The following is a 17,970-nucleotide window of genomic DNA, read 5'->3' as shown; positions in this document are numbered from 1 at the left end:
GGCGGCCACGCCCATCGGCGAAGGTCGCAAGGCCGCCCCCCCCGGCCGGCGCCTTCCGCCCGTCACCCTCCCGGAGAGTTCCCCCATGCCCGACCCCATCCTGCCCACCCACCTTCCTCGCTGGGCCGACCCGGCGATCCCCGAGGCGTCCCTCGACGCGCAGGGCGCCTCCCGCCGCTCGTTCCTCCGCGGAGTCGGCATGGCCGCCGGCCTCGCGCTCGCGAGCACCGTCCTGCCTCTGGCCGCGCCCGCGGCCGCCGCGAGCGCCCGCCGCGGCGATCCCGAGCTCGCCTGGCTCGTGGGAGATCACCACGTGCACTCGCGGTACAGCCACGACGCCAAGTACGACTTCGACCAGCTCGCCCGGAAGGGCGCCGCGCACGGCCTGGACTGGATGGCGTTCACCGAGCACAGCAACCACGGCCACGCCTCCAAGGGCGCCGCCGCCGAGCACGCCGAGATCATGGCGGCCCGCGCCCGCAACCCGCGGCAGCTGATCTTCCAGGGCCTGGAGTGGTACATCCCGGCCGCCGAGCACGGCACGGTCCTGGTGGCTCCGGGCCGCAACGAGGTCGAGCTGCTGCGCGAGTTCCAGCGTCGCTGGGACGGAAAGCTCAACGGCTGGGCCGCCGACCTGCCCGAGAACGAGGCGCGCGCCGTCGCGGCGCTGCAGTGGCTCGGCGAGCAGCGGGCCGCGTCGTTCGTCGACGACGTGCTGGTCCTCGCCAACCACCCCTCCCGCCTCGGCATCGACTCGCCGCACGAGATCCGCGCCTGGCGCGACGCCGCCGACGGCATCTGCGTCGGAATGGAGGGCGCGCCCGGCGCCTCTCGATCACCTCCAGCTCCGACAACCACCGCACGATCTGGGACACGTGGCGCGACGGCGACATGCCCGCCGGCGAGAGCTTCGACTCCCTCGGCTGGAAGCCGAGCCCGACCGACACCGGCGTTCCGCAGCCCGGCAGCGACTTCTGGCCGGGCGAGTTCAGCCGGACGCACGTCGGCGTCGCGCGCCACGGGTACCTCGAGGTCATGGACGCACTGCGTCGCGGGCGCGTCTGGGACGATCACGGCCACCTCGTGGACGCGCTCGACGTCCGCGTCGTCGCCGAGGGCGACCGCGGACCCGGGGTCACGCTGGGCGGGCGCCTCGCCGCCGCGCGGGGCGAGCGGATCGAGCTCCGCATCACCGTCCGCACCGCCAGCCGACCGAACCCAAAGGGCGTCCTGCCGCAGCTCGGGCACCTCGACGTGATCCGCGGCGCGGTGACGGGCGCGGTCGCCGACCGCGACTCCTGGCGCGCGCCGGACACCAAGGTCGTCGAGCGGATCGACACCAGCGGACGCCGCGGCACCTTCGAGCTCCGCCTTCCGCTCGGACGCGCCGCCGAGCCGTTCTACATCCGGCTGCGCGGCAGCGACGGCCGGCGACAGGGGACTGGCTACCTCGGCGCGGCGATCGACCCCGCCGGTCCGATCACGCACCCGGACAACGAGGGCGACCCCTGGGCCGACACCTGGCTCTACACGAACCCCGTCTTCGTCGACGTCCGCTGAGCCGGTGTCCTCCGCCGTCGCACCGCCGGCGGCGGAGGGGCGGCTGCGGACCGTCAGTCGCGCCCGGGCGTGGGCACGAAGCGCGGCACCCAGCGGATGAACGCGAGGGCGCCCAGCAGGCCGATCGCGCCGATGCCGCCGGCGGCCACCGAGATCGAGGCGACGGCGGTCAGGCCCGACACCAGCAGCGGGCTGAGCGCGCCGCCCGCGTCGGTGATCGTGCGCCACGCGCCGAGGAACGGCGCCGGATCGGTCTTCGGCGCGATGTCGGAGCCGAGGGTCAGCAGGATGCCGCTCGACAGGCCGTTGCCGACGCCGATCACCGTCGCGAAGACGCCGAACCACATCGTCGCGGCGTCGAGCTCGTGCGTGAACGACAGCGCGAACAGGGCCCCGCCCATCAGGATCAGCGCGGGCACGGCCGCCCAGAGCCGGCCGAAGCGGTCCATCACCTGGCCGCTGGCGTAGAACAGCGCGAAGTCGAGCGCGCCCGAGATGCCGACGACCAGCGCGATGGTCGACGAGTCCAGCCCGATCGACACGCCCCACAGCGGCAGCACGGCGGGACGGGAGGCCCGCACGGCCGACAGCGACGCGGCCGCGAGGCCCAGGCGCGAGAGGACCCGCCGGTGGCGCGCCATCGTGCGGAACACGCCGATCCGCTCGGCCGTCGGGATGGAGCCGGTCACGGCCTCGCCGGTGTCCTCGGCCTCCAGCGCCTCGGGGTCCTCCTCCTCGCTCGGCCGCGTCTCGGCGGCGCGCGCCGCGCGATCCGCCGCCTGCTCCGGATCCGGCCCGAACGTCACCAGCAGACCCACCACGACCAGGCAGGCGCCGAAGAACCAGATGCTCGCCTCCTCGTTCTCGAAGATGCCGAGCAGGCCGGCCGCCACGAACGGCCCGGTGAACGCGCCCAGGCGGAACGAGCCGCCGAGCAGCGACAGGGAGCGGGCGCGGTAGGCGAGCGGCACGCGCGTGGTCATGAACGTGTGCCGCGCGAGCGCGAACGCCGAGGCGCAGACGCCGATGAGCAGCACCGACAGCATCAGCACGCCGAGGTGACCAGACAGCAGCATGCCGGCGATCCCGATCAGCGACACCGCCGCAGCCAGGGTCATGGTGTGCCGCTCGCCGATGCGCGACACGAGCCAGCCCGCGGGAAGGTTCCCGACCAGCTGCCCGACCACGAGCATCGCGGTCACGAGCGCCGCGGTCGCGAGGTCGGCGCCCAGCTCCCTCGCGATGATCGGCAGCAGAGGCAGGATGGCGCCCTGGCCGACCGAGTACAGCGCCGTGGGCCCGTAGATCATCGGGGCGTAGCGGCGGATGGCCTCCGCGGCCGCGCCGCGCCGGGGATCGGGTGCGCTGGTCATCTCCTGCCACGCTACTCCCGTCTCGCACGGGGCCGGCCAGCGCCCCGGTCCCGCGCGGCACACGGCCGCGCCGCGATAGGCTGGGGCGTCATGCTTGATTACGATCCTTCCGCCGAGATCCAGGCGCTGCGCACCACGTTCGCGAACATCCGAGAGGTGGTCGACGTCGACGGGCTGCGCGCCCAGATCGCGCGGCTCGAGGAGGAGGCGGCGGCCCCCGGCCTGTGGGACGACACCGCCAACGCCCAGAAGGTGACAAGCGCCCTCAGCCACGCCCAGTCCGCCCTCGCGCGCGTCGAGAGCGTCGGACGCCGCCTCGACGACCTCGAGGTGCTCGTCGAGCTCGCGAACGAGATGGGCGACGAGGACTCGGTCGCCGAGGCGAAGAAGGAGATCACGGATCTCGAGAAGGTCATCGGCGACCTCGAGGTCCAGACGCTGCTCGACGGCGAGTACGACGACCGCGGCGCGGTCGTGACGATCCGGTCCGGCGCGGGCGGCGACGACGCGACCGACTTCGCCGAGATGCTCATGCGCATGTACCTGCGCTGGGCCGAGCGCCACAAGTACCCCGTGAAGGTGCTCGACACCTCCTACGCCGAGGGCGCCGGCATCAAGTCGACCACGTTCGAGGTCGACGCCCCGTACGCCTACGGCATCCTGTCGGTCGAGGCGGGCACGCACCGCCTCGCGCGCATCAGCCCGTTCGGCTCGGCCGACAAGCGCCAGACCAGCTTCGCCGCGGTCGAGGTCATCCCCGTGATGGAGGAGGCGCAGGAGGTCGAGATCCCCGAGAGCGACCTGCGCGTCGACGTCTTCCGCTCGTCCGGCCCGGGCGGCCAGTCGGTCAACACCACCGACTCGGCCGTGCGACTGACGCACCTCCCGACCGGCATCGTCGTGTCGATGCAGAACGAGAAGTCGCAGATCCAGAACCGCGCGGCCGCCATGCGCGTCCTGCAGACGCGACTCCTGCTGCTGCAGAAGGAGGAGGAGGCCGCGAAGAAGAAGGAGCTCGCGGGCACCATCACGGCGAGCTGGGGCGACCAGATGCGCTCGTACTTCCTCTACGGCCAGCAGCTCGTCAAGGACCTGCGCACCGGCTTCGAGGTCGGCAACCCGGCGGCCGTCTTCGACGGCGACCTGGACGGTCTCATCAACGCGGGCATCCGCTGGCGCAAGCGCAAGGTCGAGGACTGATCCGTCCTCATCCGGACTCGTCGGGGCCGCCCACAGGCTGGTCCAGCCGCGGGCGGCCTCATCCGTCTCAGGGGGTGACGTCCGTCACATCCGGCCCGTGAGCGGCGTCGTCCGTCCCGGATGCCGGATGGATGGGGCCGGTGTGCCGGATGCGGTCACGCGCGCCCCAGCAGTCACACCCGTCCGGTTTTCGGAACGAGCGTCGACCCGTACGACCGAGGGGCCGGCGCCCTGCGGCGGCCGGCCCCTCGGGGTGCGTCGGATCAGCGGCCCGCGAGCACCGGCACCTCGTAGCGGCGCGGGTTGCCGAAGCGGTGCGCCGAGATCGAGACCGCCTGCTCGTGCAGGAACGGCAGCAGCTCCACGCGACCGGCCGACACGACCGGGCCGTCGTAGACCGCCACGCCAGGCGCGCCGTTCGTGGCCTCGATCACCGCGGCGGTCGAGCCGCCGATCAGGCGGATGCGTCCGCCGGTGACGGCGAGCTCGGCGGCGCGCGCCGCCCAGGACGCGGCGGCCTCCACCGACACGTCGACGCCCTCGGCCGCGAGCCACGACGACACCGCGCGGGGGAGCGGCTCAGACGTGCTCACCGTGATCGCGGCGCCCGTGCGGATGCCGCCCGCGACGACGCGCACGAGCTCGGCCGCGCGGCCGCCCTCGACGCGCACGGTCACCGGGACCGGCGCGTAGCGCAGCACGTTCTGCTCGAACTGCAGGCCCTGCACGTCGACCGCCGCGCCGAACTCCTCGCGCCACGCGACGGCGTCCGTGCGCAGGGCGTCGGTCAGCCAGGCCCGCTCGTCCTCGGCGAGGGCGCCGCCAACCGCCGCGATCACGCCGCGGCCGTCGGCGTCCAGCTCGCCGCCCGCGCGCACCGGCGCGTCCGAGAACGTGCCGAGGCCGAACAGGTAGCTCGGGCCGCCGGCCTTGGTGCCCGCGCCGATCGCCGAGCGCTTCCACCCGCCGAACGGCTGACGCTCGACGATGGCGCCGGTCGTGGCGCGGTTGACGTACACGTTGCCGGCCTGGATGCGCTCGAGCCAGCGCCCGACCTCCTCGGCGTCGAGCGAGTGCAGGCCCGACGTGAGCCCGTAGTCGACCGCGTTCACGATGTCGATCGCCTCGTCCAGCGTCTCGGCGGTCATGATCCCGAGCACGGGGCCGAAGTACTCGGTCATGTGGAACTCGCTGCCGGGCTTCACGCCCTCGCGGATGCCCGGGCGCCACAGCCGGCCCTCGTCGTCCAGCTGCTCGGGCTCGACGACCCAGCGCTGGCCCGGCTCGAGGCGGGTCAGGGCGCGGTGCAGCTTGCCCTCGGCAGGCGAGATGAGCGGGCCGATGCGCGACGGTGCCTGCCACGGCAGGCCCACGTCGTAGCCGTCGACCGCGTCCAGCAGCTGACGGCGGAAGCGCTCGGACTTCGCGACCGAGCCGACCAGCACGACCAGCGACGCGGCCGAGCACTTCTGACCGGCGTGTCCGAATGCCGAGTACGCGACGTCCTTGGCGGCGAGGTCCAGATCGGCGCTGGGCGTCACGATGATCGCGTTCTTGCCGCTCGTCTCGGCGAGCAGCGGCAGGTCGGGGCGGAACGAGCGGAACAGCTCGGCCGTCTCGTACGCGCCGGTCAGGATGACCCGGTCGACTCGCGGGTGGGCCACGAGGCGGCGGCCCAGCGAGCCTTCCTCGACCTGCGCCAGGCGCAGCACGTCGCGCGGGACGCCGGCCTCCCACAGGATGTCCGCCAGGACGGCGCCCGAGCGGGCGGCCTGCGGCGCCGGCTTCAGGATGACCGCCGAGCCGGCCGCCAGGGCGGCGAGCGTCGAGCCGGCGGGGATCGCGACCGGGAAGTTCCACGGCGGCGTCACGACGGTCAGGCGCACCGGCTCGAAGCGGGCGCCGTCGACCTCGTCGAGGGCGAGTGCCTGCTCGGCGTAGTAGCGCGCGAAGTCGATCGCCTCCGAGACCTCCGGGTCGCCCTGCTCGATGACCTTGCCGGCCTCCGAGCCCATGACCTCGAGCAGCTCGGCGCGATGGGCCTCGAGCGCGTCGCCCACGCGGTAGAGGATCTCGGCGCGGGCCCGGGCGCCCAGGGCGCTCCAGCCCTCGGCCGCAGACGCCGCGCCCGCGACGGTCGCCTCGAGCTCGTCCTCGGTCGCGAGGGTGTGGGCCTTCAGCGTGTCGACACCGAGCGTCGACGAGGCCATGCGCGAGCGGATGCCGTCCGCCCACGCGCGGTTGGCCGCGATCGCGGGGTCGCTGTCCGGCGCGTTGACGAAGCCCTGGCCCGGGCCTTCGGCCGGGACGACCGGGGCCGTGCGGTCCTGCACGCGGTTCGGTCCCGGCACTTCGTCGGGCATCATCGCGATCGAGAGCAGGAAGCGGTTGCGCTCGCGCTCGAACAGCGCGGGGTCGCTGTCGAGGTCGAACACGGCCGACATGAAGTTGTCGGAGCTCGCGCCCTCCTCGAGCCGGCGGATCAGGTACGCGATCGCGACGTCGAACTCGTCGGGGTGCACGACCGGCGTGTAGAGCAGCAGCGAGCCCACGTCGCGGCGGACCACCGCCGCCTGCGCGGTCGCCATGCCCAGCAGCATCTCGATCTCGATCGACCCGTCGCGCAGGTCGACGCCCCGCTGCTCGGCGAGCAGCTTGGCGAGCGCCACGTCGAACAGGTTGTGGCCCGCGATGCCGAGGCGCACGTTGCGCGTGCGCTCGGGAGTCAGCGCGTAGTCCAGCACGGCCTTGTACGACGCGTCGGAGTGGGCCTTGCTCTGCCACGTCGCGAGCGGCCAGCCGTGCGTCTCGGCGTCCACCTGCTCCATGGGCAGGTTGGCGCCCTTCACGACGCGCACCTTGATCGGCGCACCGCCGGCGGACACGCGTGCGGCGGCCCACTCCTGCAGGTCGATCATGGCGGCGAGGGCGTCGGGCAGGTAGGCCTGCAGCACGATGCCGGCCTCGACGCCGCGGAACCGCTCGCGCTCGAGGATCGTCTTGAAGACCGCGATCGTGAGGTCGAGGTCCTTGTACTCCTCCATGTCGAGGTTGATGAACGTGCCGTTGCGCTGGGCCGTCTCGTACAGCGGCAGGAGCGCGTCGACGGCATGGGCGACGGCGTCGTCGAAGGCCCACGGGCTGTGCGGCGCGACCGTCGAGGAGACCTTGATCGACACGTAGTCGACGTCGTCGCGCTCGATCAGGCGACGCGTGCCGGCGAGGCGCTTCTCGGCCTCGCGCGCGCCCAGGATGGCCTCGCCGAGCAGGTTCACGTTGAGCCGCACGCCCTCGGTGCGGATGGCCCTGAGCGCCGACCCGAGGCGCTCGTCGCGCGCGTCCACGATCAGGTGGCGCACCATCCGGCGCAGCACGGTGCGGGCGATCGGCACCACGATGCCGGGCGCGATGGGCGCCGCGAACCCGCCGAGCGCGATCAGGCCCCGCAGCGGAGCGGGAAGGAAGGTCGGGATGACGGGCGTGAGGCGCTGCAGGTTGCGCGCCGCGACCTTGAGGTCCTCGGGGCGGACGACGCCGTCGACGAAGCCGACGGCGAACTCGAGGCCGTGCGGGTCGCGCAGGACGCCGGCCAGGTTGCGGGCGGCCGCGTCGGTCTTCTCGTCGCGGGCGGCGGCGAGCCAGGTGCGGACCTGCGCGACGGCCTGCTCGGCGAGTGCGCCGTCGATGTCGCCGCCGCTGTAGACGGGCGGCGAGGCGAGGGAGGAGCTCATCTGAACTGCCTTTCGGGGGTATGGATCCCTTCAGTGTGCGGCGCGAGGACCGTTCGGGAAAAGCGGATGGATGCGACGGATTCCGTTCGATAGCATCGAATGGTGATCGGGACCTGGAGCAGCCACCGCCTGCGACTGCTGCGGGAGCTGCAGCTGCGCGGCACGATCGCCGCCGTCGCCTCGGCGCTGAACTACAGCGCGTCGACCGTCTCGCAGCAGCTGGCGAAGCTCGAGAGCGAGATCGGGACGCCGCTTCTGCGCGCCGACGGCCGGCGCGTCCGCCTCACGCCGGCGGGGGAGACCGTGGCCGCGCACGCCGCCCGGGTGCTGGCCCTGGAGGAGGAGGCCCGGGGTGCGCTCGAGCTCACGGCACCGGGGCCGAGCACGGTCCGGGTCGCGGCGATGCAGACCGCGGCGATGGCGCTCGTGCCGCCCGCGCTCGCGCGGATCGAGGCCGAGCATCCGCACGTGCGCGTCGAGATGGTCCTGCTGCCGCCCGAGCAGGGGCTGTTCGAGCTCGAGGCCGGCTCGCTGGACGTCGTGGTGGCCGAGCAGTACGTCGGCCGCACGCGCCCGCACCGCCCGGGGCTGGAGCGCACGCTGCTGGGGCGCGATCCGATCGACCTCGTCGTCGCGCAGGACAGCGCCATCCGCTCGCTCGCGGACGCGCGCGAGTCCGCGTGGGTGGTCGAGCCCGAGGGCACGCAGGCGCGGGCCTGGGTGCTGGAGCAGTGCCGCGCCGCGGGCTTCGAGCCGGACGTGCGGTTCGAGGCCGCCGACCTCGTGGCGCACGTGCGGCTCATCGCTTCGGGACGCGCCGTGGGGTTCGTGCCCGGGCTCGCGTTCGACGGGGACGACGCACCCGTGCGGCGGATCTCCCTGCCCTCCGCGGCGCACCGCGAGGTATTCCTGGCCTTCCGCTCGTCCTCGCGCGACGTGCCCGCGGTGAGCGCCGTGCGCGCGGCGCTCGCGGCCGCGTTCGCGGACGCCCGTCATCGCGATGACGAGGCCGCCGACGCCGATCGATAGTCTGGCGGCATGACGTCCGGCGACGACGACGCGCTCTCCTGGGAGGGCGACGACGACCCCACGCTCGACGCGCGCGCGGACCGCGCCGCCCGTTCTGCACCGGATGTGCCGCGGGCGACAGCCGAGCCCGCGGCCGCCGCCGCGCCGAAGGCCACCCCGTCGGACGAAGCGCCGTCCCTCGGCAGCGCCGCGCTCGTGGCATACGGCGTGCTGGGCGGCGTCTTCGCGCTCTACATGGTCGGCTGGGCCCTCGGCGGCTTCCGGCTGCGCGACCGCGTGCAGGCCGACACCGGCGCGGTGGCCGACGTGATGCTGCAGGGCGCCATGTGGCTCGGCATGCTCGCCCCGGCCATCTGGTTCGTCGCGGCCGTGGTCCTCACCCGAGGAGGCCCGCAGTGGCGCCGGTTCGCGGCGCTCGCGGTCGGCGTGCTGGTGCTCGTGCCGTGGCCGTTCGTGATGATGGGAGCGATGGGACGATGAGCCGCACGACCGCCGCCCGCACGGCTCCCACGTGGGCCGTCGCCGCGATCGCCGGGGCGTTCGCGCTCCTGTTCGCGTATGCCGTGTGGAGCGCCGTCAGCTACCTGGTCGGCTGGATCCAGGCCGCCGAGGTCGCCGGTCTCTCGCTCACGCCGATGGGCTGGACCGTGTGGATCCTGGCGATCGTCCTGCCGATCCTGCTGTTCGGCCTCGCCCTCGGCCTGGGCCGGCGCCGCGGCCTCACCGTGCTCGCGCTCCTGCTGCTCGCGGGGCTCGCGCTGGTGGCGGTGTTCTGGCTCGACGTGATCGCGTACACGACGGTCGTCCTGCCGGTCGGCTGACCGCGGGCGGGCCCGGCGCCGTCCTGGGCCCGCGCGCCGCTCCGATAGAGTTGTGGGGCACGATCGCGCCCCCGGCGGGCCCGCAGGCCGGCCGCGGCGTGGTGTGAACGGACCGACCCGAACCGCCCATCCCCACTCGCGCGGCCCCACGCGCACGCACCGAAGGATCCAGACCCCGTGCCGAAGCCCGTCGTCCTCATCGCCGAAGAACTCTCTCCCGCAACGATCGAGGCGCTCGGTCCCGACTTCGACATCCGCACGGTGGACGGCACCGACCGGCCGGCGCTGTTCGAGGCGCTCGCCGAGGCGAACGCGGTGCTGATCCGCTCGGCCACGAAGATGGACGAGGAGGCGATCGGCCGCGCCCCGCAGCTCAAGGTGATCGCCCGCGCGGGCGTGGGCCTCGACAACGTCGACATCAAGGCCGCGACGACGGCGGGCGTGATGGTCGTCAACGCGCCGACCTCCAACATCATCTCGGCCGCCGAGCTGACGTGCGGCCACATCCTGAGCCTCGCGCGTCACATCCCGCCGGCGGCGACGGCGCTCGCGGGCGGCGAGTGGAAGCGCAGCAAGTACACCGGCACCGAGCTGTACGAGAAGACCCTCGGCGTGGTGGGCCTCGGCCGCATCGGCGCGCTCGTCGCGGCGCGCATGCAGGCGTTCGGGATGCGCGTCATGGCCTACGACCCCTACGTCACGCCGCAGCGCGCGCAGCAGCTGGGCGTCGAGCTCGGCTCGCTCGACGAGGTGCTCGAGCAGTCGGACTTCCTCACGATCCACATGCCGAAGACGCCCGAGACGACGGGCATGATCTCCACGGCGCAGCTGAAGAAGATGAAGCCGACCGCGTACGTGATCAACGTCGCGCGCGGCGGCCTGATCGACGAGGCCGCGCTCGAGCAGGCGCTGAAGGACGGCGAGATCGCCGGTGCCGGCCTCGATGTGTTCTCGAGCGAGCCGCCCGCGGACACCCGCCTCACCGGCCTGCCGAACGTCGTCGCGACGCCGCACCTCGGCGCCTCGACCGACGAGGCGCAGGAGAAGGCCGGCGTCTCGGTCGCCAAGTCGGTCAAGCTCGCGCTCGAGGGCGACCTCGTGCCCGACGCGGTCAACGTCGCGGGCGGCGTGATCGACCCCTTCGTGCGCCCCGGCATCGCGCTCGTCGAGAAGCTCGGACAGGTGTTCGCGGGCCTCGCCAAGTCGGCCCTCACGAGCCTCGACATCGAGGTGCGCGGCGAGCTCGCCGCCTACGACGTGAGCGTCTACCGCCTGGCGGCGCTCAAGGGCATCCTGACCAACGTCGTCAGCGAGACCGTCTCGTACGTCAACGCACCCCTGTTCGCCGAGCAGCGCGGGATCGAGACCCGGATGATCGTCGAGGAGGAGAGCCCCGAGTACCGCAACGTCACGATCCTGCGCGGCACGCTCTCGGACGGCACGCTCCTCAGCGTCGCGGGCACGCTCGCCGGCACCCGCATGGTGCAGAAGATCGTCGCGATCAACAACTACGAGATCGAGGTGCCGATCGAGAAGCACCACGTGGTGCTGATCTACCGCGACCGCCCGGGCATCGTCGCGATCTACGGCGAGAAGTTCGGCGCCGCCGGCATCAACATCGAGGGCATGCAGGTCGCCCGCGAGCAGGCCGGCCTCGCGCTCAGCATCGTGACGGTCGACCAGCGCGTGCCCGACGAGGTGCTCGACGAGATCGGCCGCGACATCGAGGCGACGCTGATCACGCAGATCGAGATCACGGAGGACTGACCTCCGCGGGCCGCCGCGCGCGTCAGTCGCGCGCGGCGGTCTCGACGAGCCGGATGAGCGCCGCGAGCGCCTCGCCGCGCGGCACGGGGCCCGGCAGGTCGTTCATGAGCGCCGAGTTGACGTAGATCCCGTCGCTCACGAGCATCACGAGGTCGAGTGCCGCGTCGTCGCGCACGTGCGGGCGCAGCGCCTCGCCCCAGCTCGCGCGCACGGCCGCCAGCTCGGCGGCCGCGGCGGCGTTGCCGCCGTGCGCGAGGCGGCCGACCGCCGTGATCGCGCGGTCGAGGGGCAGCCCCACGTCGCCCGACGTCGACAGGAAGTACGAGATCGGTCCCTCGGGCGCCGTGCGCACCGCCTCGACGTCCTCGGCCGCGAGCATGCGGAGCCGCGCGTACATGCCCTCCTCGAGCGCCTCTCGCGACCCGAAGTGGTAGAGCAGGCCGCCCTTCGAGACCCCGGCCTCGCGCGCCACGCTCTCGAGCGTCGCCGCGCGCTCGCCCTCGGTGATCAGCAGGCGCTCGAAGGCGTCGAGCACCTTCTCGCGGGCGTGCGGGGGACGGCTCATGCGGTCCACCCTCTCATGCCCAGTCGGTGCTCAGCGTGCGCCATTACTGTACCATCTGGACGGTATAGAAAGCGCGAGGAGCGGATCGCATGACCATCACGGCGACGACGTCGACAGGCACGGCTCAGCGAGCGGACTGGCGCGGGTGGGTCGCGCTGGCGGTGCTCATGCTCCCCGTGCTGCTGGTGTCGGTCGACAACACGATCCTGAACTTCGCGCTGCCCGCGATGGCGCGCGATCTCGAGCCGTCCAGCGCCGAGCAGCTCTGGATCATCGACGCCTACTCGCTGGTGCTCGCGGGCCTCCTGGTCACGATGGGATCGCTCGGCGACCGGCTCGGACGGCGGCGCATGCTGCTGTTCGGCGCGGTGGGCTTCACGGTCGTGTCGGTCCTCGCCGTGTTCGCGCCGACCGCCGGATGGCTGATCGCCGCGCGCGCCGCCATGGGCCTGTTCGGCGCGTCGCTCATGCCGTCGACCATGTCGCTGCTGCGCGACATCTTCCCCGACCGCGACCAGCGCCGGATCGCCGTCGCGATCTGGGCGGGCATGTTCTCGGCCGGGGCCGCGCTCGGCCCGATCGTCGGCGGCTTCCTGATCGAGCACCTGCCGTGGCAGAGCGTGTTCCTGCTCGCCGTCCCCGTGCTCGTCCTGCTCCTGGTGCTCGCGCCGGTGTTCGTGCGCGAGAGCCGCGATCCGCATCCGGGCCCCGTCGACGGCGCGAGCATCGTGCTGTCGATGCTCGCGCTCGCGCCCATCGCGTACGGCATCAAGGAGGTCGCGGTCCACGGCGCGATCGGCGCCGCGCCCATCGCGGTCGGCGCGCTGTTCGCGTGGCTGTTCGTGCGGCGCCAGCGGGCGATGGACGCGCCCATGCTCGACCTGACCCTGTTCCACCGCCCGGCGTTCTCGGGCTCGCTGCTGGTCAACCTGTGCAGCGTGATCGCGCTGGTCGGCTTCCTGTACTTCGCGTCGCAGCACCTGCAGCTGATCGTGGGCCTGAGTCCCATGGCCGCCGGCTTCGCGCTCGTGCCGGGCATGGCGCTGTCGATCCTGGGCGGTCTCGCGGTGACGCCGATCGCGCGCCGGCATCCGGCGTCGATCGTCGTGCCCGCGAGCCTGATGCTCGCACTGGCCGGGTACCTGATCGTCGCGCTCGCGGGCGCGCACGACCTGTGGCTCATCGTGGTCGCGTTCGCGCTGCTCGGCGCGGGCATCGGCGCCACCGAGACCGTGTCGGGCGAGCTCATCCTCGCCAACGCGCCCGCCGCGAAGGCCGGGGCGGCCAGCGCCGTGTCCGAGACGGCGTACGAGCTGGGCGCCGTGCTCGGCACCTCGATCCTGGGCGGCATCCTCACCGCCGGGTACCGGTCGAGCCTCGTCGTGCCCGCCGGGGTCCCGGATGGGCTCGCCGCGCACGCGCGCGAGACGCTCGCCGGAGCGATGAACGCCGCCGACGAGCTCGGGGGAGAGGTCGGCGGCGCGCTGCGGGCGGCCGCGGCGGACGCGTTCGACGGCGGCGTCGCGGTGACGTCGCTGATCGGCGCGGCCCTGGTCGTGCTGAGCGGGGTCATCGCCGCCATTACGCTGGGAGGACGCCGAGGAGCCGCGCGACCCTGACCGCGCCGGCCGCGGCGGATCCAGAAGGAGAGCAATGTCGCGTGTCGTGAAGCTGGCCGTCATCCCCGGCGACGGGATCGGTCCCGAGGTCGTCGCCGAGGCCGAGAAGGCGCTCGACGCCGTCACCGCCGGATCCGGCGTCTCGTTCGAGAAGACCCGGTTCTCGCTCGGCGCCGGCCGGTACCTCGAGACCGGCGACACCCTGACCGACGAGGACCTCGACGCGATCAAGGCCCACGACGCCATCCTGCTCGGCGCGGTGGGCGGCGTCCCCGGCGACCCGCGCCTGAAGGACGCGAACATCGAGCGGGGGCTGCTGCTGAAGCTTCGCTTCGAGCTCGACCACTACGTGAACCTGCGCCCCTCGAAGCTCTACCCCGGTCAGCCGGGGCCCCTCGCCGACCCCGGCGACATCGACTTCGTCGTGGTGCGCGAGGGCACGGAGGGACCCTACGTCGGCAACGGCGGGTCGATCCGCAAGGGCACCCCGCACGAGGTCGCGAACGAGACCAGCGTCAACACGGCGTACGGCGTCGAGCGCGTGGTGCGCTACGCGTTCGAGCTCGCGGAGCGCCGCTCCAAGAGGCTGACGCTCGTGCACAAGACGAACGTGCTCGTGAACGCCGGCTCGCTGTGGCAGCGCACGGTCCAGGAGGTGGCGATTGGCCATCCCGAGGTCGCCGTAGACTATCTGCACGTCGACGCGGCCACCATCTTCCTGGTCACGAACCCCGGGCGCTTCGACGTCATCGTCACCGACAACCTCTTCGGCGACATCCTCACCGACCTGGCCGGCGCCGTCACCGGCGGAATCGGCCTCGCCGCGTCGGGGAACATCAACCCGAGCGGCGCGTTCCCGTCGATGTTCGAGCCCGTCCACGGCTCGGCGCCGGACATCGCCGGCACGGGCAAGGCGGACCCCACGGCCGCCATCGGATCCATCGCCCTGCTGCTCGACCACCTCGGGCTTCGCGACGAGGCGGATCGCGTCACGCGCGCGATCGAAGACGACATCAGCGAGCGAGACGGCTCGCCACGCACGACGACGCAGATCGGCGACGCCATCGCCGCCCGGCTGCGGGCGTAACCTGGGGCCGAGCCCCGGAGACAGGACCAGTGATGACCGACACCACCACGACCACCGCTCAGACCGACGCCGGCGTCGCGCCGCTCGAGTTCGCGGTCACGAAGAACCTGGCCGCGAAGTCCTCGGCCCAGCGCGAGGAGATCCTGAAGGATCCCGGCTTCGGCACGCACTTCACGGATCACATGGTCGACATCTGCTGGTCGGCCAAGGGCGGGTGGCACCGCCCGCGCGTGCAGCCGTACGGGCCCATCAGCCTGGATCCGGCCGCGGCCGTCCTGCACTACGGGCAGGAGATCTTCGAGGGCATCAAGGCGTACCGCCACGCCGACGGCGGCATCTACACCTTCCGGCCCGACCAGAACGCGCTCCGGCTGCAGCGCAGCGCGCGCCGCCTGGCGCTGCCCGAGCTGCCGGTCGAGCACTTCCTGCAGTCGCTTCGCGAGCTGATCGCGGTCGACGGCGCGTGGGTGCCGTCGGGCGAGGACCAGAGCCTGTACCTGCGGCCCTTCATGTTCGCGAAGGAGGCGTTCCTGGGCGTGCGCCCGGCGCACAAGGTCGCGTACTACGTGATCGCCAGCCCGGCGGGCTCGTACTTCCCGGGTGGCGTGAAGCCCGTGAAGATCTGGCTGTCGGAGAAGTACCAGCGCGCCGCCAAGGGCGGCACCGGCGCGGCCAAGACGGGCGGCAACTACGCCGCCAGCCTGCTGCCGCAGGCCGAGGCCTACGGTCAGGGCTGCGACCAGGTGGTGTTCCTCGACTCCGACGGCAACATCGAGGAGCTCGGCGGCATGAACATCCTGTTCGTGAAGAAGGACGGCACGCTCGTGACGCCCGCCTCGGACAGCATCCTCGACGGCATCACCCGCAATTCGATCCTCGAGCTGGCGCGTGACCGCGGCCTGACGGTCGAGCAGCGCCCCGTGTCGCTCGCCGAGTGGCGCGACGGCGTGGCCTCGGGCGACATCACCGAGGTGTTCGCGTGCGGCACGGCGGCCGTCATCACCCCGATCGGCCTGCTGAAGGGCGAGGGCTTCGAGGACGAGCAGCCGGTCGGCGAGCTCGCGCTGTCGCTGCGCCAGGAGCTCACGGACATCCAGTACGGCCGCCGCGAGGACACGAAGGGCTGGCTCTACCGCCTCGACGCCTGAGACCCGTGGCTAGGCTGAAGCGGTGAAGATCGCGCGGTTCAGCCACAACGACACCATCCGCTTCGGCATCCTGGACGGCACCGAGCTCGTCGTCCTGGCGGGCGATCCGATGTTCGCGGGGTACGAGACGACCGGCGAGCGCGTGCCGCTGGGCGACGCCGCACTGCTCGCGCCGGTCATCCCGCGCTCGAAGGTCGTGTGCGTCGGCCGCAACTACCGCGACCACGCCGCCGAGCTCGGCAACGAGGTGCCGAAGCAGCCGATGCTGTTCTTCAAGCCGAACACCTCGGTGATCGGCCCGGGCGACGCGATCGTGCGCCCGGTGCAGACGCAGGACACGCAGTGGGAGGGCGAGCTCGCCGTCGTGATCGGCCGGATCGCCAAGAACGTCAAGGCCGCGGACGCGCTCGACTATGTGTTCGGGTACACGATCGCCAACGACGTCACGGCCCGCGACCTGCAGAAGCCGGACGGGCAGTGGGCGCGCGCCAAGGGCTTCGACACGTTCTGCCCGCTCGGGCCGGCGATCGAGACCGACTTCGACTACACGCAGGGCGAGGTCATCACGCGCCTCAACGGCGAGGAGAGGCAGCGCGCGCCGTTCACCGACATGATCTTCGACATCCCGTTCCTGATCGAGTACGCGTCGGCGGCGTTCACGCTGCTGCCCGGCGACGTGCTGCTGACCGGCACGCCGGCGGGCGTCGGGCCGTTCCAGTCGGGCGACACGATCGAGGTCGAGATCCCCGGCCTCGGCGTGCTCCGCAACACCGCCCGCGACGCCCTGGCCTCCTGACGGTGGTCGAGCGCGCCGACACCGAGGAGCTGACGACCGACGAGGTCGCCGGGATCCAGGCGCGCACCGTGCGCGTCCTCGCCGCCGGGCAGGTGCTCGGCGGCGTCGCGTTCGGCGCCACGATCTCGCTGGGCGCGCTGCTCGCGGCCGACCTGTCCGGCGACGAGTCGTTCTCGGGCTTCGCGACCGCGTCGGTCACGCTCGGCGCGGCGCTGTGCGCCATCCCGCTCGCCCGGCTCGCGGGCGCGCGCGGTCGCCGCTTCGCCCTGACGCTCGGCAACGTGTTCGCCCTGATCGGCATCGCGACCGTGATCGCGGCCGCGGCGATGCGGATCTTCCCGCTGCTGCTGGTCGGCGTGGTCCTGATCGGCGCGGGCAACGCCGGCAACCTCCAGTCGCGGTTCGCCGCCACCGACCTCGCCGCGCCGGCCCGTCGCGGCCGGGACCTCGGCACGGTCGTGTGGGCCACGACGGTCGGCGGCGTCCTCGGGCCGCTGATGCTGACGCCGGGGGAGATGCTCGGCGAGGTGGTGGGCATGCCGCGGCTCACCGGGGCGTACCTGTTCTCGATCGTCGCGCAGCTCGCGGCGCTCATCCTGTACCTGGTGGCCCTGCGGCCCGATCCGCTGCGCGTCGCGCAGCGCATCGCGCGGGCCGCCGTCTCGGCCGGGCCGGTGGCGGCCGAGGTCGACCGCCCGATCGCGGCGCGGTACGCGGTGTTCGCGACCGCGGCCTCGCACGTCGTCATGGCCTCGGTCATGGCCATGACCCCCGTGCACCTGTCGCACCTCGCGCACATCGGCCACGGCGCGGCGACCACGGACGTCACGTTGCTCGTCGGCACGACGATCGCGCTGCACGTGCTCGGGATGTACGGGGCCTCGCCGCTGTTCGGCGCGCTCGCCGACCGACTCGGCCGCGTGCAGACCGTGCTGATCGGGCAGGGGCTGTTCGCCGCGTCGCTGCTCACCGCCGCCGTGTGGTCCGACGTGCAGGCGGCGGTCGTCGTGGCGCTCGTCCTGCTCGGGCTCGGATGGAGCGCCTCGACCGTCGCCGGATCGTCCCTCCTCACCGAGAGCACGCCCGTCGCCCTGCGCCCGAAGCGGCAGGGGGTCAGCGACACCGCGATGACCGCGTCGGCCGCCGTGGGCGCCGTGCTCGCGGGGCTCGTGCTCGGCTGGCTCGGCTACGGCGCGCTGGCGCTGTTCGCGCTCGGGGTGGTCGCCGCGACCACACTGCTGTCGCCGCTCGGGCGGCGCTGACCCGGGTCCGCG

Annotated in this window: 15 protein-coding genes; 12 read left to right on the top strand and 3 right to left on the bottom strand. The window is 73.0% G+C overall.

The features are described from left to right. The first annotated feature begins 85 nt into the window (after positions 1 to 85). On the top strand, positions 86 to 1,258 hold the full coding sequence (locus ACYVGN_RS04410; RefSeq protein ID WP_460789012.1) for a PHP domain-containing protein: 1,173 nt from the start codon (positions 86 to 88) through the stop codon (positions 1,256 to 1,258). Next, on the top strand, positions 1,255 to 1,560 hold the full coding sequence (locus tag ACYVGN_RS04405; RefSeq protein ID WP_460789010.1) for a hypothetical protein: 306 nt from the start codon (positions 1,255 to 1,257) through the stop codon (positions 1,558 to 1,560). The genes ACYVGN_RS04410 and ACYVGN_RS04405 overlap by 4 nt, the downstream gene beginning before the upstream one ends. 53 nt (positions 1,561 to 1,613) lie before the next feature. Here ACYVGN_RS04405 and ACYVGN_RS04400 read toward each other — a convergent pair whose 3' ends face one another. After that, positions 1,614 to 2,933, bottom strand: coding sequence for an MFS transporter (locus tag ACYVGN_RS04400; RefSeq protein WP_460789009.1), 1,320 nt, complete (start codon positions 2,931 to 2,933; stop codon positions 1,614 to 1,616). 90 nt (positions 2,934 to 3,023) lie between these two features. Between ACYVGN_RS04400 and prfB the strand changes: the two genes are divergently transcribed. Beyond that, entirely contained in the window at positions 3,024 to 4,133 is a 1,110-nt protein-coding gene (gene prfB, locus ACYVGN_RS04395) for a peptide chain release factor 2 (protein ID WP_460789007.1), read from the top strand. A gap of 263 nt (positions 4,134 to 4,396) precedes the next feature. Here prfB and ACYVGN_RS04390 read toward each other — a convergent pair whose 3' ends face one another. Further along, the gene (locus ACYVGN_RS04390) at positions 4,397 to 7,864 is read right to left on the bottom strand and encodes a bifunctional proline dehydrogenase/L-glutamate gamma-semialdehyde dehydrogenase (RefSeq protein ID WP_460789006.1); all 3,468 of its coding nucleotides are present in this window, start codon (positions 7,862 to 7,864) and stop codon (positions 4,397 to 4,399) included. 99 nt (positions 7,865 to 7,963) lie between these two features. Between ACYVGN_RS04390 and ACYVGN_RS04385 the strand changes: the two genes are divergently transcribed. From ACYVGN_RS04385 to serA, 4 genes are all read left to right on the top strand, one after another. Next, entirely contained in the window at positions 7,964 to 8,893 is a 930-nt protein-coding gene (locus ACYVGN_RS04385) for a LysR family transcriptional regulator (protein ID WP_460789004.1), read from the top strand. Between the two features lie 9 nt (positions 8,894 to 8,902). Continuing rightward, complete coding sequence (locus ACYVGN_RS04380) at positions 8,903 to 9,373, top strand: DNA polymerase III subunit gamma/tau (protein ID WP_460789002.1); 471 nt, start codon at positions 8,903 to 8,905, stop codon at positions 9,371 to 9,373. Next, the gene (locus ACYVGN_RS04375; protein WP_055991939.1) at positions 9,370 to 9,714 is read left to right on the top strand and encodes a hypothetical protein; all 345 of its coding nucleotides are present in this window, start codon (positions 9,370 to 9,372) and stop codon (positions 9,712 to 9,714) included. The genes ACYVGN_RS04380 and ACYVGN_RS04375 overlap by 4 nt, the downstream gene beginning before the upstream one ends. A 177-nt stretch (positions 9,715 to 9,891) precedes the next feature. Next, positions 9,892 to 11,481 carry a phosphoglycerate dehydrogenase gene (gene serA, locus ACYVGN_RS04370; RefSeq protein WP_460789000.1) on the top strand — a complete coding sequence of 530 codons (1,590 nt, stop codon included), beginning with the start codon at positions 9,892 to 9,894 and terminating at the stop codon, positions 11,479 to 11,481. A 22-nt stretch (positions 11,482 to 11,503) separates the two neighbouring features. Here serA and ACYVGN_RS04365 read toward each other — a convergent pair whose 3' ends face one another. Beyond that, positions 11,504 to 12,046, bottom strand: a complete 543-nt coding sequence (locus ACYVGN_RS04365) for a TetR/AcrR family transcriptional regulator (protein ID WP_055991945.1) — start codon at positions 12,044 to 12,046, stop codon at positions 11,504 to 11,506. Positions 12,047 to 12,135: 89 nt separating this feature from the next. Between ACYVGN_RS04365 and ACYVGN_RS04360 the strand changes: the two genes are divergently transcribed. The 5 genes from ACYVGN_RS04360 to ACYVGN_RS04340 are packed head-to-tail and all read left to right on the top strand — an operon-like array spanning position 12,136 to position 17,958. Beyond that, the gene (locus ACYVGN_RS04360) at positions 12,136 to 13,665 is read left to right on the top strand and encodes an MFS transporter (RefSeq protein ID WP_460788998.1); all 1,530 of its coding nucleotides are present in this window, start codon (positions 12,136 to 12,138) and stop codon (positions 13,663 to 13,665) included. Between the two features lie 34 nt (positions 13,666 to 13,699). Next, positions 13,700 to 14,752, top strand: coding sequence for a 3-isopropylmalate dehydrogenase (locus ACYVGN_RS04355; RefSeq protein WP_460788996.1), 1,053 nt, complete (start codon positions 13,700 to 13,702; stop codon positions 14,750 to 14,752). 32 nt (positions 14,753 to 14,784) lie between these two features. Further along, positions 14,785 to 15,900: a branched-chain amino acid aminotransferase gene (locus tag ACYVGN_RS04350; protein WP_460788994.1), complete on the top strand. Its 1,116-nt coding sequence runs from the start codon at positions 14,785 to 14,787 to the stop codon at positions 15,898 to 15,900. 22 nt (positions 15,901 to 15,922) lie between these two features. After that, positions 15,923 to 16,696: a fumarylacetoacetate hydrolase family protein gene (locus ACYVGN_RS04345; protein ID WP_460788992.1), complete on the top strand. Its 774-nt coding sequence runs from the start codon at positions 15,923 to 15,925 to the stop codon at positions 16,694 to 16,696. A 2-nt stretch (positions 16,697 to 16,698) separates the two neighbouring features. Beyond that, positions 16,699 to 17,958, top strand: coding sequence for an MFS transporter (locus ACYVGN_RS04340; RefSeq protein ID WP_460788991.1), 1,260 nt, complete (start codon positions 16,699 to 16,701; stop codon positions 17,956 to 17,958). The last annotated feature ends 12 nt before the right edge of the window (positions 17,959 to 17,970 follow it).

Source organism: Microbacterium lacusdiani (assembly GCF_054779895.1).
This window is presented reverse-complemented; position numbering and strand designations above follow the sequence as displayed.

Excerpts from the sequence above, each read along its gene's own strand:
- ACYVGN_RS04375 (WP_055991939.1), top strand. The coding sequence starts at position 9,370 with ATGAGCCGCACGACCGCCGCCCGCACGGCTCCCACGTGGGCCGTCGCC.
- ACYVGN_RS04400 (WP_460789009.1), bottom strand. The coding sequence starts at position 2,933 with ATGACCAGCGCACCCGATCCCCGGCGCGGCGCGGCCGCGGAGGCCATC.
- ACYVGN_RS04410 (WP_460789012.1), top strand. The coding sequence starts at position 86 with ATGCCCGACCCCATCCTGCCCACCCACCTTCCTCGCTGGGCCGACCCG.
- ACYVGN_RS04365 (WP_055991945.1), bottom strand. The coding sequence starts at position 12,046 with ATGAGCCGTCCCCCGCACGCCCGCGAGAAGGTGCTCGACGCCTTCGAG.
- ACYVGN_RS04390 (WP_460789006.1), bottom strand. The coding sequence starts at position 7,864 with ATGAGCTCCTCCCTCGCCTCGCCGCCCGTCTACAGCGGCGGCGACATC.
- ACYVGN_RS04385 (WP_460789004.1), top strand. The coding sequence starts at position 7,964 with ATGGTGATCGGGACCTGGAGCAGCCACCGCCTGCGACTGCTGCGGGAG.
- prfB (WP_460789007.1), top strand. The coding sequence starts at position 3,024 with ATGCTTGATTACGATCCTTCCGCCGAGATCCAGGCGCTGCGCACCACG.
- ACYVGN_RS04350 (WP_460788994.1), top strand. The coding sequence starts at position 14,785 with ATGACCGACACCACCACGACCACCGCTCAGACCGACGCCGGCGTCGCG.
- ACYVGN_RS04360 (WP_460788998.1), top strand. The coding sequence starts at position 12,136 with ATGACCATCACGGCGACGACGTCGACAGGCACGGCTCAGCGAGCGGAC.
- ACYVGN_RS04380 (WP_460789002.1), top strand. The coding sequence starts at position 8,903 with ATGACGTCCGGCGACGACGACGCGCTCTCCTGGGAGGGCGACGACGAC.
- ACYVGN_RS04355 (WP_460788996.1), top strand. The coding sequence starts at position 13,700 with ATGTCGCGTGTCGTGAAGCTGGCCGTCATCCCCGGCGACGGGATCGGT.